This window comes from Domibacillus aminovorans (genome assembly GCF_001643235.1).
In the GTDB taxonomy this organism is placed as follows: domain Bacteria; phylum Bacillota; class Bacilli; order Bacillales; family Domibacillaceae; genus Domibacillus; species Domibacillus aminovorans.
In genome coordinates, this window is record NZ_LQWY01000067.1 from 300,067 (window position 1) to 313,939 (window position 13,873).

Below are 13,873 nucleotides of genomic sequence, written 5' to 3' on the forward strand. Positions count from 1 at the left end.
TGGTTTTTTGAAAAGGATAGTGAGAGTGGGCATTTTGCTTTTGATCGGAGCGGTCATTTTTCATTTTTCTTCGCAAACGTACGATCAGCAGTCGCTTGTGCCGCTTCTCAGGCGGGTGCTGCCGGGCGAGCCGTTTGCCGGTGTTTTATCACATGTGCAAGTGTCGTACTGGGACTCGATTATTTCGGTAGAGACGAAAGGGTATTATTATTTTGTAGAGTTTTTGATTCGAAAGTTTGCGCACTTGTTTTTATTCGGGTGTTTAGCGATGGCGCTTTTTAGTGTGATGATGCTGGCGAGGCCAAGGCACATATGGCCGGTTGTGCTGTTTTCCTTGATGGGAACGGGTATATATGCGGTGCTGGATGAGTATCATCAGATGTTGACAGGAGGGCGGACACCGCTTTTAAAAGATGTGGTGCTCGATATGATGGGGGCGACGGCGGCCCTTTCATTGTACGTGCCTCTGTTTTTGTGGGGGATGAAGCAGAAATAAAAAAGGTATGCTCTCATCTCCAGTGTGATGCTGAAGAGGGAACATACCTTTTTTCGTTCACTCGTTCCTCTTTATTTCATCAAAGATGGAATCCACGTTGAAAGAGGCGGGAAGAACGAGATGATGAGTACATCGAGTATTAAAATCAGAATGAGCGGGATAACGGCTTTCCCGATTTTAACAATCGATAGTTTGGTCAGTTGGGAAACGACGAACAAATCAATACCGACCGGCGGTGTAACTAAGCCGATGGCAAGGTTACATACCATGATGACACCGAAGTGAACAGGATCGATACCTAATGTGACCGCTGTACTTAACAATAATGGAACAAAGATGAGAATCGCGGCGCCTCCATCGAGGAACATGCCAGCGATAAATAAAATAATGTTTACGATAATTAAGAAGACGTACTTGTTCGTAACAAAATCTGAAATCAACGCGTAAACCATATCAGGAACGCCCGTGATGCTAATGAAGAAGCCGAATAAACCAGCCGTTCCAATAACAATCATGATGATGGCGCTGCTAATGGCAGAATTTCGAAGCGTTTCGATCAATTGTTTCATCGTAATTTCACGGTAAACGACGAAACCGATGATGAATGAATAGACAACGGCGACAACGGATGCTTCTGTCGGTGTGAAGATACCGCTGTAAATACCACCTAAAACGATGATCGGCATTAATAAAGCGAGAATAGCTGCTTTAAACGTTGTCCATACTTCAGCAGGCGCTTTACGCTCTTCACCGACATAACCACGCCGGTTGGCGATAATATACGCACTGATGAGAAGGGAGAGTGTAATAAGTAAACCAGGCATGATACCGGCTAAAAAGAGATCACCGATGGACACTTCTGCTGCTACCCCATACAAGATCATGGAAATACTTGGCGGGATAATAACACCAAGAGCACCTGCAACGGCCTGGTTGGCAGCTGCATATTCCACATGATAGCCTCTGGCGAGCATAGCAGGAATAAGGATGGAACCGATGGCCGCTGTTGTCGCCGCTCCTGATCCGGAAATGGCTGCAAAAAACATCGATGTGACGATGGCGACCATGGCAAGTCCGCCTGTAAAATGTCCTACTAGTGAACTAGCAAAGTTTACGAGACGTTTTGAGATTCCGCCTGCTCCCATTAAGTTTCCAGCGAGGATAAAAAATGGAATGGCCATTAAAGGAAACGAGTTAAGCGCGACGAAAATCCTTTGAGGAACAACGTCTAGTGGCAAAGAATCGTGCATCCAGATTCCAGCAACTGTAGATAATCCGAGTGAAAAAGCAATCGGTACACTTAAAAACAGGAGAACGAATAAGGAAATAAAAAATATAGGAAGCATGTTCTCACTCCTTTCTTCCTATGAACTCTTCAAAAATACATGTGATGGAGTTCAAGAAAAATAGTATTCCTCCAATAGGAAGGGAAAGATAAATGATAAACATTGAAATTCCAGTTCCCGGAGCAATTTGATTGGAAAACTTTTGGGCAAGGTCTAAACCGTATACAATTAAGATGACATAAAAAATCATTGAAATGAGATGAGTGAGAATCACGATCCATTTTCTTATTTTTTCATTAAGCAATTCCGGTACAACTTCGACGGCTAGCAGTCTTCCATTTCGCAAAGCGAGAGAAGCACCGATTAAGACGACGTAAATCATGAGAAAGCGGGAAAGTTCCTCAGACCAAGCAAGAGATGAACCGAAAACATAGCGGGCGATGACTTGCCAGAAGATAAGTGCCGTCATGACCGCCATCATTAACGCAACTAGATAGCCACACAATTTATTAAATACATCGTTTACTCGTATATAGCCATGCATAATGTTTTTCATTTTCTCAACTCCTTAATAAAGAAGGGGGGATAATGACAGATTCATTATCACCCTTCTAGCAGTTCTAATTAATATTCGAAGTTCCGTACTCGATCAATCATTTCTTCTCCAATTTGTGGTGCCCATTTCTCGTAGACAGGTTCTACTTTTGCTTTAAATGATTCTCTGTCCGGCTCTGTAATGACAACGCCTTCTTTTTGAATGAATTCAGCGGCTTCTGCTACTTTATCTTGGTTCGCTTGGCGGCCGATCGGTTCAGCATATTCAGCTGCTTTTAAAACGGCTTCTTGCTGATCCGGTGTCAAGCCATCAAAAATGCCTTTTGAAATCGCAATTGGTGCTGGAGAAAACCGGTCTTCGATTAACGCAACGTGACTTTGAACTTCATAAATTTTGGATGTTTGAATCGTTGCTAGTGAGTTAGAGTGCCCATCGATTACACCTTGTTGAAGGCCCGTAAATACTTCTGTCCACGCCATAGGTGTCGGGTCTGCTCCAAATGCTTTCCACGTATCGATTTGTACTTCATTTTCCTGTACACGCACTTTCAAGCCTTTTACATCTTTTACGGAGTTAATTGCATTGTTGGATGATGTAGCAACGAAACCGTTTTCGACCCACCCAAGAACTTTAACTTGTGCTGCATCTTCAAACTTTTGTGAGAGTTCATCGCCGATTTCACCGTCTAAAACAGCGTACGCATGCTCGCGGTTGTCAAGCAAGAATGGCAAGTCAAACATGTTAAATTCAGTTACCCAGTTACCCATAGGACCGGCAGAGATAATTCCCATGTCGAGCGAGTTAATCCCCATTAATTCGAAGACTTCACGCTCGCCGCCTAATGAATTATTGTAGTGAATTTTGACAGACATTTGATCATCTGTTAAATTTTCTAATTCTTCTTTAAAAGCTTTTGCTGTAACATCAAATTTTGCGCCTTCTGGTTCAGGAATACTTAAATCTAGTACGATTTGTTTACCAGTGTCTTTCTCGCTTTCATTTGCACTATCAGAAGAAGCGCCACAGCCTGCAAGTCCTAATGATAAGGCCGCTGCTAAAGATGTTACTTTCAATAATTTTTTCATGATAAATCCCCCTTGTTTGTTATGAATGTGGATACACAATGACTTTTAAGCTCCCACTTCGATTTGTGTGGGCTTGATGCATCGCAGCTTGAATTTCGTCAAGCGGATAACTGTCCGTTAATACGTGCTGTATTTGGCTGCCGATCGATGTAAGCAAATCAATCGCCAGTGGATAAGTATTTGTATAGCGATAAACAGAATACAAATTAATTTCATTTTGAAGCATTAACGTCACGTTAAGAGGTACGGCATCTGTTGGCGGGAAGCCAATTACAACGATCGAACCGCCGCGTTTTGTCAATTCAGGAGTAGATTGCAGCGCTTTCGTGTTACCAGACGTCTCAATGACGAGATCAGCGCCAAGTCCTGCTGTCAGCTGTTTTACCTCATCTAAAATAGACTGTTTTGAAATATCAATGGCTTTTGTCGCACCGAGTTTAAGGGCGGCTTCAAGTCGGAGCGTTTCCATATCGCTCACAATAATTTCTTTTGCGCCAAAGGCTTTTGCAGCGATAACGGTCATTAATCCGACCGGCCCCATTCCAGAAATCACAACGGTATCGCCCGTTTTCAAATGGCCACGCTTCACGGCATGAATGCCGACTGACAGTGGTTCTGCTAAGGTAGCGTTTTCATAAGAAAGCACATCAGGGATAGCGAATAAAAAATCTTCCCGGTGTTTTAAGTATTGAACGAAAGCTCCTTTAACCGGCGGTGTTGATAAAAACTGTACGTCCGGACAAAGATTATAGCGGCCTTCCCGGCACCAAGAGCAAGTCATACAGGCAACACCAGGTTCGATGGCTACTCGGTCGCCTAGGCTAAAGCGGGTTACTTCATCTCCTACAGCAACGACAATTCCTGCGCATTCATGACCTTGAATGTGGGGATATTGAACTTCACGTTTTCCGATTCGACCATGAGCATAGTAATGAACGTCTGAGCCGCAAATCCCAACGGCCATTACTTGGACTAGCACATCTTTGCCTGTCACGTGCGGGACGGGTGCGTTTGCTACATTGACTTGCAGCGGCTTTTCAAGATACGCGACTTTCATCGTTTCCGGTATCGTGAATGACTGTTTACATGTTTCTTCTGTTTTACACATAAGGCAACTCCTATCTTTAAGGTAAGCGGTTACTTTGAGTTGAATAAATAATTAAGCGTTGTGACTTAGGAGCACTTTCCCACATTGTTTTTGTTCACAAAGTTCAAAGGCATTCTTCCACTCTGTAAGAGGAAGTTTATGCGTAATGATCGGTGCAAGGTTGATTTTTTTCTGTTCAAGAATGTTCATAACCCGCTCCCACGTCGTCATCGAGTGAGCAAGTGAACCGAATACTTGAAGTTGTTTATAAAGAACAGTATCAAAGTCTAACGTTATTTCTTTTCCTGCAATACCGACTTGAATATGTTTCCCGCGTTGTTTCAATGCGGAAAGACAACTTGAAACAGATGGACCTGCTCCTGCACATTCAACCGTTACATCGACACCTTTTCCATTCGTCTCTTTTAGGACGATCGCTTGTAAATCTTCATTGATTACATCGACAACGATGTCAGCGCCAAGTTCTTTTGCCAGTTCAAGGCGAGTGGCATCTGCTGACGTTCCAGCGACAATGATTTTACAGCCTTTCATCGCTAGTAAAGAGAGGCAAATTAATCCAATTGGTCCAGGGCCAGAAAGTAAAACCGTGTCACCGACTTGAATCGTCGTCAGTTCTTCGATGGCTTGAACAGCACAAGCAAGTGGTTCTGACAAGGCTGCTTCTTCAAGACTCACGCTATCTGGTATTTTGTAGACCATGTCTTCTCGAACGACCGTATATTTTGTGAAACTACCATTTACACCGTGCCCCATTCCCCGGCGATCTTTGCAAAACATATAATAACCGGTTTGACAATATTCGCAAGAACCGCATGTGACAGCTGTTGAACCGAGGACGGCCACCCGGTCACCCGTTTTTACTTTTGTGACGTTTTTCCCAACTTCTGCAATAACACCGGAAAACTCATGGCCCATAATAACAGGCGGATAACTTTTAAATGTCTCATGGTATATATGCAAATCGGTACCGCAAATACCGGTATAGGCAACATCTATTTTCACACCATCATCTGGGCATTCGGGCTCAGGAACAGTTAGCAATTCAACATTTCCAACTCCATATTTCGTTTTAAGTAGTGCGTCCATAGTAACCCCCTAAGTCATATATCGAATTTGGTAAAGCGCTTTACTGAACTGATTAGTCCGATTATAAAAAAGATTGTGCAGAAAAGTCAAACAGTTTTTTAAAAAAACTTTTTTCTTTTCATATTTCGATAAATGCGATGGCGTTTACGTCTATTTTTTAAAATTGACAAATCTACTAAAGAATGATAGTTATTTTCATTAAGCAAACATCACTTATTGACAGAAAGAGAGCACTGACTATGAAGCCAACCATTTATGACGTCGCGAGCAAAGCAAATGTTTCAATAGCAACTGTTTCAAAAGTGTTAAATAATTCAGGAAGGATCAGTGATGAGACAAGGAAACGTGTGTTGAAAGTGATCGAACAGTTGAACTATCAGCCGAGTATGATGGCGACGGCGTTAACAGGAAAAAGTACATATACAATTGGACTACTTATACCCGATATGGCCAATCCGTTTTTTGGTGAACTGGCGAGAAATATTGAAGACAGGGGCCATGAACTCGGCTATAATTTGCTCATTTGTAGTACAGATTACCAGCCGGCTAAAGAACAAAACTACATCGAGTTATTAAAACGAAAAAGTGTTGACGGTATTATTTTAGCTTCTGGATTTGAACAGACTTCTGAAGTGGATAAACTCGTTAAAGAAAAGTTTCCGGTAACGATTGTCGCACGTGACTTTCCTTCAACGTATGTGAATTCCGTGTCGTTAGATGATTTTCAGGGGGGGTATGAAGCAACGTCGTACTTAATTCAATTAGGCCATCGACAGATTGCGATTATTGCAAGGGATGTATGGAGTAACCGTGAACGGATGAGAGGGTACAAAAAAGCGCTTGAAGATCATGGTTTAGAGGAATACGCCATGTTTACATTTGTGGAGAAATCAACTGTTGAGTGGGGGAAAAAAGTGGCGGAGGAATATTTGCGTTCTGAGAAACCGCCTACGGCTATCTTCGCTTGCAATGATCTGTTAGCGAGTGGTGCTATCCAAGCTGCTCGGACCTTACACCTTCACGTTCCAGATGATGTATCCATTATCGGTTTTGATAATACAATCATCGCGACGCTTGTCGATCCGCAGCTGACAACAATGGCTCAGCCGATTAGAGCCATGGGGCGCGAAGTAATGGATTTGATGGTAGGAGAGATCAAAAAAGAAGAGCAATCTAAAAGGCGAATTGTCCTTAGTCCGACTTTGATTAAACGAGGATCCACGGCCAAATTGAACAAATGATCAATAAAAAAAGGGGGTGAATTTACTCGAGCAGTTCGCAAGTAAACTCATCCCAAGAAATGAAAGCGTTGACTAAAAAGTCTTTAGAAAATTAAAAAAAGTGTTTATTTTTTCTTTAAGATTGATTATAGTGTTAGGTAAGCGGTTACCCAAAACAATTTTGTTGAAGGTTTATTTTTTTTATTAATGGTTAAGCGCTTTACCTAATAATGAAAATGTATAGAAGTAAAAAAGGAGGATTATACAATGTCAGCACAACTTGATTTTGCAGAAATAAAGCAATTAAAACAAAAGGCAGCCGAGGCGAGAAGGCTTGTTGTAGAAACCGTCCATCATGCTGGAGCTGGTCATATTGGCGGCCCCCTTTCGGCTATTGATATGCTAGTGAGTTTGTATTTTGACGTCATGAATATTAATCCAAGCGATTCTAAGTGGGAAGATCGGGATCGTTTCGTTCTTTCAAAAGGACATTCAGCGATTGCTTTATATACGGTTCTTGCAAAGCGTGGTTATTTCCCAATTGAGGAATTAAGCACATTTGACGAAATTAATTCCCGTTTGCAAGCACATCCAGATATGAATTTGCTGCCGGGTCTTGATATGTCATCTGGATCACTCGGACAAGGTATTTCAGCAGCTGTCGGTATGGCGCTTGGTGCGAAACAGCTAGGGAAAGCATTTTATACGTATTGTATGATCGGCGATGGCGAGTCACAGGAAGGTCAAGTGTGGGAAGCAGCCGATATTGCGGTGAAATACAAGTTGGATAATTTAATTGTATTGATGGATTTCAACCAGTTGCAGCAGTTTGGCTGGGATGGGACAGATGGACGAGAAAGAGAACGTCCTGTTACATCACCTGCTGAGCGCTTTAAAGCATTTGGCTGGCACACGATTTCTGCCAACGGACATGATTTTCAGCAAATCATTGATGCTTGTAACGAAGCGAAAGAAGTAAAAGGCAAGCCAACAATGATCATTGCCGAAACGATCAAAGGAAAAGGCGTAAGTTTTATGGAGAATCAATATCTCTGGCATTCTAAAATTCCGACTGCGGAAGAATTAAAAATAGCTTCACAAGAATTAATGGCGGGGGTGTAAAAAATGAGCCAATTGTTGCAAGTGGGAGAAAAAGCATCGATGCGTGATGTCTTTGGAGAAGCGTTATTAAACATTACGAAAAAAGATACAAAAGCAGTCGTGTTAGATGGAGACTTAGCGAATTCAACGAAAACGGATATAGTAGCGAAAGGAAATGCAGCTCAGTTCCTGCAAATGGGGATTGCTGAACAAAACATGATGGGCGTAGCGGCCGGCCTTGCTTCTGTAGGTCTTCAACCGTGGGTGTGCACATTCGCTTCTTTTATTACGAAAAGAGCACTGGATCAAATTACGGTATCAGTCGCTCAGCCTAAATTAAATGTGAAAATGATCGGTGCTTACAGCGGGCTGTTAACGGGCTGCACGGGGAAGACGCACCAAGGTGTGGAAGATGTGGCCATTATGCGCAGTATCCCGAATATGGTTGTCCTTGCACCAGCAGACGGAGTGGAGTTAATTCAAATGATGGAGTTTGCTCATCAATATGACGGACCTGTTTACATTCGTCTGGCACGGGATGAGCAGCAGCAAATCTTTGACGCAGAAACACATAGGTTTGAATTAGGAAAAGGCTTGTTTGTAAAAGAAGGTGGCGATCTCACGATTATCACCACGGGTACACAAACGGAACGCTCAGTAGAAGCGGCTCGTTTGTTAGAAGAACAAGGCATTAACGCATCTGTTTTGCATATGCCGTCGATCAAGCCACTTGATCAGGAGGCAATTGTGAAGGCCGCCCGTGAAACGGGAGCGATTGTCGTTGCGGAAGAGCATAACATTATTGGTGGACTGGGCAGTGCTGTCGCTGAAATTCTCGGTGAACAATATCCAACACCGATGATTCGGGTCGGTGTGCAAGATCGCAACACAGAATCAGGCAAGAATGAAGAGCTCCTGAAAAAATACAACATTACACCTGCTGACATGGTTGAGAAGGCGAAAGAAGTATTGAGCCGGAAAAGGTAAGTTTTGCATGCAAGCAAATTCATGACAAATAAAAAGATGAGGAGCGTGAACACGATGTCTGAAACTACAAATAAACAACAGTTGTTCATAAATGGAGAATGGGTGGAAGGATCTACCTATACGAAACTAACTTCTCCTTATAGCGAAAAAGAGATTGCTCAGATTCCTTCTGCGAATGATGAAGAAATTGACAATGCGATTGAAGCAGCATTCCAAGCTAAAGCCGTTATGGCAAAGATGCCGGCTCATCAGCGTGCTTCTATTTTGGAAAAAGTTGCCGTGTTACTTGAGGAACGTGGAGACGAGGCAGCGACGATTCTTGCGAAAGAAGCAGCGAAGCCTTTCGTGTATGCAAAAGCGGAAGTAAGCCGAACGGTTCAAACGTACAAATTCGCGGCAGAAGAAGCGAAAAGACTTCATGGTGAAATGATTCCGATGGACGCTGCTATAGGAGGAGAAAACAGAATCGCTTATACAACGCATGAGCCTATTGGCGTTATCGGTGCGATTACACCATTTAATTTCCCGCTCAATTTAGTTGCGCATAAGCTTGGCCCTGCGATTGCGGCGGGAAATACAGTTGTGCTGAAACCAGCTAGTCAAACGCCATTGACATCGTACTTTACCGCAAAGTTGTTTGAAGACGCGGGACTGCCTGCAGGTGCGTTAAACGTCATTACAGGCGGAGGAAGAGTCGTTGGCGATAAAATTGTGACAGATGAACGCGTGAACATGGTTACGTTTACAGGAAGCCCAGGTGTGGGGATTGGCATTCGGAATAAAGCAGGACTTAAACGGGTAACGTTAGAGCTGGGGTCAAATTCCGCTGTCATCATCGATAAAGATGTCAATATTGATAAGATTATTGACCGGTGCATTATGGGTGCTTTCTCAAACCAAGGACAAGTATGTATTTCATTGCAGCGCGTGTATGCACATGAAGATGTGTATGACTCATTCGTTGAGAAGTTTGTTGAAGCGACGAAAAAGTTGACGCTTGGCGACCCGCTCGATCCAGAAACAGAAGTATCTGCTTTAATTACGCCGGGAGATGTAGAGCGCGCGCTCAGCTGGATTCATGAAGCGAAGCAAGGCGGCGCTACGATTGCGGCAGGTGGCGAATCGGAAGGCCATATTCTTCATCCGACGGTCATTTTAGACGCTGACTCAAACCTGAAAGTATCTTGCCAGGAAGTTTTTGCACCGATCGTTGTCATTAACAAAGTGAAGACAGTTGAAGAAGCCATTGATCTTGTTAATGATTCACGCTTCGGACTGCAAGCAGGAATTTACACAGAAAACGTGCATACAGCATTTGATGCGGCAGACGCATTGCATGTAGGCGGCGTTTTAATTAACGATATCCCTACTTTCCGCGTGGATCATATGCCGTACGGCGGTGTGAAAGAAAGTGGATCTGGCCGTGAAGGGATTAAATATGCGGTCGAAGAAATGACCGAAATGAAACTCGTTATTTTTAATCGTAACTAAAAAAGAAAGCCGGGCGGGATCATTTTAAATCCCCGCCCGTCTCTCTCTTTTTAGAAGCATAGTTTGTTATCATAATTGAAGGAGTGAGCGGTTTGGTGAAAGAATATAAAATTGCTGTCATAGCTGGAGATGGAATTGGCCCTGAAGTGATTGATGAAGGGATCAACGTTTTGAATGAAGTAGCCAAGGTGGATGGCGACATCGCTTTTGACTTTACTCATTTCCCATGGGGCTGTGAATACTACGCTGAAACGGGAAAAATGATGGACGATGATGGGATGGAAAAGCTGAAAGAATTTGACGCGATTTATTTAGGCGCTGTTGGATTCCCAGGTGTTCCGGATCATATTTCTCTTTGGGATCTCCTTTTGAAAATTAGAAAAGGATTCGATCAATATATTAATATTCGGCCGATTACATTATTGAATGGCGCTCCTTGTCCGCTTGAAGGCGTCAAAAGAGAAGAGATTGATATGCTGTTTATTCGTGAAAACAGTGAAGGTGAATATGCAGGAGCAGGAGACTGGCTGTTTAAAGGAAAACCTGAGGAAGTCGTCTTGCAGACAGGCGTGTTTTCTAGAAAAGGAACGGAGCGGGTGATCCGTTATGCGTTTGAAGAAGCGAGAAAAATGAACAAATCGCTGACGAGTATTAGTAAAGGGAATGCGTTAAACTACTCCATGGTATTTTGGGATCAAATTTTTGATGAAGTAAGCAAAGAGTACCCAGATGTACAAACATATTCCTACCTCGTCGATGCAGCGAGCATGTTAATGATTAAAGATCCGAAACGATTTGAAGTCGTCGTTACATCTAACTTGTTCGGAGACATTTTAACGGATTTAGGTGCAGCGATTGCCGGAGGACTTGGGCTGGCTGCTGGAGCAAATATTAACCCGGAACGAGACTATCCGTCTATGTTTGAACCGATTCATGGCTCTGCACCAGACATTGCAGGCGAAGGTATTGCCAATCCACTTGCTTCTATTTGGTCCGCAAGTCAAATGTTCGACTACTTCCACCGTCCTGATTTAGGTGCGCGCGTGTTAAAAGCGATTGAAGACGTATTGACAGAAAAAGAATACGTAACACCTGATTTAGGAGGAAATGCTTCTACTTCTGAAGTGGGCGCACGTGTCATTCATTATTTGAAAGGATAAGTGAACGAATCATGAGTTTACAAAACCAAACATTTTTTTCCACGTTACCGACAGAAGTTAAATTTGGGATGCATATTACTCAAAAAGAGTTAGCGAAAGACATTCGTGCAACAGGAAATCAAAAGGTTTTTATCGCAACAGATAAAGGCCTTTTGGAAGCCGGTGTTGTAGATGAAGTGACAACTGTTTTGGAAAAAGAAGGTTTAGACTATGTCATGTTTTCAGATATTGAGCCAAATCCTTATGCGGAAACCATCATGAAGGGATTAGCTGCTTATCAAGAAAACGGCTGTGATATGATTCTCGCTGTCGGTGGAGGAAGCGCAATCGATTTCGGAAAAGCGGTCGGTGTTATGGTCAATAATCCTGGACACATTCTTGATTATCGCCGCGGCAAAAAAACGGTTACGAAGCCGCTTCCTGCATTGTTTGTAATCTCGACGACAGTAGGAACCGGTTCTGAGGTAACGGCTGTTTCTGTCGTCACAGACCCGACCGTTAGCAGAAAATATATAGTGGCGTCTCCCTATTTATTGCCAAAAACAGCATATATCGATCCAACGTTGACGTTGAATTTGCCGCGTCAGCACGTCGCTGCTACTGGAATTGATGCGCTTGTGCATGCGATGGAAGCGTATACGTCGATGAACTCAACACCGATTGCGGATGGACTCGCTTTACAGGCTGTCCGAATGATTAAAGAATACTTGCCCCATACATATGCGCATCCGGATGATTATGAAGCGAGAAGTCAAGTTCATTTAGCCAGTACAATGGCAGGAATGGCTTTCGGGCTGGCAGGATTAGGGCTCGTACATTCTTGCTCCCATCCGATGTCTGCTGTTTATCACGTGCCGCACGGGGTCGCCAATGCTATTATTCTTCCGTATGTCATTGAATATAATGTCATTTCGAATTACAAAAAATACGCGGATCTCGCCTGCATTTTTGACGAACAACTCGTTATGGAAAGGAAAGAAAAGGCTGCGGATCAATTAGCTGCCCTTATTAAGAAATTTACTGCATCCGTGGATATTCCAGAAGACTTCAGCTTTTTAGGCATTGATGTAGATGAAGATGTCATTGACCGACTTGCCAATGATGCAATGGATGATAAAGGAACGATTCCAGTTAATCCGCGAAAAGTCTATAAAGAAGATGTCGTGAACATCTATAAACGAGTTTTGCCAATGACAAAAAAGGAAGCGTATTCATAATTGGCTAAGTGAAGCAGATGTGAGACTCGTGTGTCAAAATGGAGGGAGTAATACGTGCAAAATCAACAGGTCGGGGTGATCGGTTCTGGAACGATGGGGACAGACATTGCACAATTGATTGTCAGTCAACATGTAGACGTTATTTTAGTTGATACAAATAAAGAAGCATTGAACCGGGCAAAGGAAAAAATGCGGAAGCAGCTTCAATTTTTACATGAGCACCATTTCATCGAAGAAGCAGCAGATAGCATCATCGCACGTATCCACTTTAGTGAACAGATGCAAGATGTAAAGCATTGTTGGCTCGTAATCGAAGCGGTGCCTGAAAAGAAGGAATTAAAACAGCAAATTTTTAAAGAGCTGGAAGCGGTCTGTCATTCGGACGTGATCTTCGCTACGAATACGTCAGGCATTACGGTCAGTTCGATTGCAAAAGAATTGACGTATCCTGAACGCCTTGTAGGGATGCACTTTTTCATGCCGGCTTCGATTATTCCGTTAGTAGAAGTGATTAAAGGAAATGACGCTTCTGAGCCCGTTTTAGAACAAGTAATGCACTTTTTGAAAAAGATAGGGAAACAGCCTGTTCTGATTCAAAAGGAAGTTCCCGGGTTTATCGGCAACCGCATTCAACATGCAATTGCTCGGGAAGCAATTTCGCTTCTAGAAAGCGGAGTCGCTTCAGCAGAAGACATAGATACGGTCGTTCGGTATAGTTTAGGAATTCGTTTGCTTATCACAGGTCCTTTAGAACAAAGAGATTGGAATGGCCTCGATGTCCATTTAGATATCGCTTCCTATTTATATAAAGATTTAGAAAATAGAACGACCCCGTCTCCTCTTTTGGAAGAGAAAGTGTATAAAGGCGACATTGGCGTAAAAAGTAAGCAGGGATTTTATAATTGGGAAGAGGAGAATATTTCCTCTATTCAATTAAGAAAAAATATTGAATTACTAGAGCTAACCAAGTGGTTAGAAAGAAAAGAACAGGAAAATAAGAAATCTAGTTCAGCGTCGGTGACCAATTTGAACTCGTCAGATAACGTTTGAAGATCGGTTATAAAGTAACCCACCGCTGAG

Annotated in this window: 13 protein-coding genes; 8 read left to right on the forward strand and 5 right to left on the reverse strand. The window is 42.9% G+C overall.

Translation table 11 applies throughout. The annotated features are described in order from the left end of the window. The first annotated feature begins 7 nt into the window (after positions 1-7). Positions 8-496, forward strand: a complete 489-nt coding sequence (locus tag AWH49_RS17300; protein ID WP_063966709.1) for a VanZ family protein — start codon at positions 8-10, stop codon at positions 494-496. A 71-nt stretch (positions 497-567) separates the two neighbouring features. On the opposite strand, the gene AWH49_RS17305 is transcribed toward AWH49_RS17300, so the two are convergent. The 5 genes from AWH49_RS17305 to AWH49_RS17325 all read right to left on the reverse strand — a co-directional run bounded on the left by AWH49_RS17305 (position 568) and on the right by AWH49_RS17325 (position 5,617). Continuing rightward, positions 568-1,842, reverse strand: coding sequence for a TRAP transporter large permease (locus tag AWH49_RS17305; protein ID WP_063966710.1), 1,275 nt, complete (start codon positions 1,840-1,842; stop codon positions 568-570). A 4-nt stretch (positions 1,843-1,846) separates the two neighbouring features. Further along, positions 1,847-2,338: a TRAP transporter small permease gene (locus AWH49_RS17310; RefSeq protein WP_063966711.1), complete on the reverse strand. Its 492-nt coding sequence runs from the start codon at positions 2,336-2,338 to the stop codon at positions 1,847-1,849. Positions 2,339-2,406: 68 nt separating this feature from the next. Continuing rightward, complete coding sequence (dctP, locus tag AWH49_RS17315) at positions 2,407-3,423, reverse strand: TRAP transporter substrate-binding protein DctP (protein ID WP_034286711.1); 1,017 nt, start codon at positions 3,421-3,423, stop codon at positions 2,407-2,409. Between the two features lie 19 nt (positions 3,424-3,442). Continuing rightward, entirely contained in the window at positions 3,443-4,531 is a 1,089-nt protein-coding gene (locus tag AWH49_RS17320; protein ID WP_063966712.1) for an NAD(P)-dependent alcohol dehydrogenase, read from the reverse strand. A 51-nt stretch (positions 4,532-4,582) separates the two neighbouring features. Next, positions 4,583-5,617 (reverse strand): zinc-dependent alcohol dehydrogenase, encoded by a 1,035-nt coding sequence (locus AWH49_RS17325; RefSeq protein WP_063966713.1) that lies wholly within the window; start codon positions 5,615-5,617, stop codon positions 4,583-4,585. Positions 5,618-5,856: 239 nt separating this feature from the next. Between AWH49_RS17325 and AWH49_RS17330 the strand changes: the two genes are divergently transcribed. The 7 genes from AWH49_RS17330 (at position 5,857) to AWH49_RS17360 (ending at position 13,843) form a co-directional block, all read left to right on the forward strand. After that, positions 5,857-6,858: a LacI family DNA-binding transcriptional regulator gene (locus AWH49_RS17330; RefSeq protein WP_063966714.1), complete on the forward strand. Its 1,002-nt coding sequence runs from the start codon at positions 5,857-5,859 to the stop codon at positions 6,856-6,858. Positions 6,859-7,104: 246 nt separating this feature from the next. Next, positions 7,105-7,959: a transketolase gene (locus AWH49_RS17335; RefSeq protein WP_063966715.1), complete on the forward strand. Its 855-nt coding sequence runs from the start codon at positions 7,105-7,107 to the stop codon at positions 7,957-7,959. A gap of 3 nt (positions 7,960-7,962) precedes the next feature. Continuing rightward, positions 7,963-8,925, forward strand: a complete 963-nt coding sequence (locus AWH49_RS17340) for a transketolase family protein (RefSeq protein WP_063966716.1) — start codon at positions 7,963-7,965, stop codon at positions 8,923-8,925. A gap of 54 nt (positions 8,926-8,979) precedes the next feature. Continuing rightward, the gene (locus tag AWH49_RS17345) at positions 8,980-10,416 is read left to right on the forward strand and encodes an aldehyde dehydrogenase family protein (RefSeq protein ID WP_063966717.1); all 1,437 of its coding nucleotides are present in this window, start codon (positions 8,980-8,982) and stop codon (positions 10,414-10,416) included. A 95-nt stretch (positions 10,417-10,511) separates the two neighbouring features. Beyond that, the gene (locus AWH49_RS17350; protein ID WP_280512843.1) at positions 10,512-11,576 is read left to right on the forward strand and encodes a tartrate dehydrogenase; all 1,065 of its coding nucleotides are present in this window, start codon (positions 10,512-10,514) and stop codon (positions 11,574-11,576) included. 11 nt (positions 11,577-11,587) lie between these two features. Next, complete coding sequence (locus tag AWH49_RS17355; protein ID WP_063966719.1) at positions 11,588-12,793, forward strand: iron-containing alcohol dehydrogenase family protein; 1,206 nt, start codon at positions 11,588-11,590, stop codon at positions 12,791-12,793. A 54-nt stretch (positions 12,794-12,847) separates the two neighbouring features. Next, positions 12,848-13,843: a 3-hydroxyacyl-CoA dehydrogenase NAD-binding domain-containing protein gene (locus AWH49_RS17360; RefSeq protein ID WP_082862929.1), complete on the forward strand. Its 996-nt coding sequence runs from the start codon at positions 12,848-12,850 to the stop codon at positions 13,841-13,843. Positions 13,844-13,873 lie beyond the last annotated feature (30 nt).

Excerpts from the sequence above, each read along its gene's own strand:
- dctP (WP_034286711.1), bottom strand. The coding sequence starts at position 3,423 with ATGAAAAAATTATTGAAAGTAACATCTTTAGCAGCGGCCTTATCATTA.
- AWH49_RS17335 (WP_063966715.1), top strand. The coding sequence starts at position 7,105 with ATGTCAGCACAACTTGATTTTGCAGAAATAAAGCAATTAAAACAAAAG.
- AWH49_RS17345 (WP_063966717.1), top strand. The coding sequence starts at position 8,980 with ATGTCTGAAACTACAAATAAACAACAGTTGTTCATAAATGGAGAATGG.
- AWH49_RS17330 (WP_063966714.1), top strand. The coding sequence starts at position 5,857 with ATGAAGCCAACCATTTATGACGTCGCGAGCAAAGCAAATGTTTCAATA.
- AWH49_RS17310 (WP_063966711.1), bottom strand. The coding sequence starts at position 2,338 with ATGAAAAACATTATGCATGGCTATATACGAGTAAACGATGTATTTAAT.
- AWH49_RS17305 (WP_063966710.1), bottom strand. The coding sequence starts at position 1,842 with ATGCTTCCTATATTTTTTATTTCCTTATTCGTTCTCCTGTTTTTAAGT.
- AWH49_RS17320 (WP_063966712.1), bottom strand. The coding sequence starts at position 4,531 with ATGTGTAAAACAGAAGAAACATGTAAACAGTCATTCACGATACCGGAA.
- AWH49_RS17355 (WP_063966719.1), top strand. The coding sequence starts at position 11,588 with ATGAGTTTACAAAACCAAACATTTTTTTCCACGTTACCGACAGAAGTT.
- AWH49_RS17340 (WP_063966716.1), top strand. The coding sequence starts at position 7,963 with ATGAGCCAATTGTTGCAAGTGGGAGAAAAAGCATCGATGCGTGATGTC.
- AWH49_RS17325 (WP_063966713.1), bottom strand. The coding sequence starts at position 5,617 with ATGGACGCACTACTTAAAACGAAATATGGAGTTGGAAATGTTGAATTG.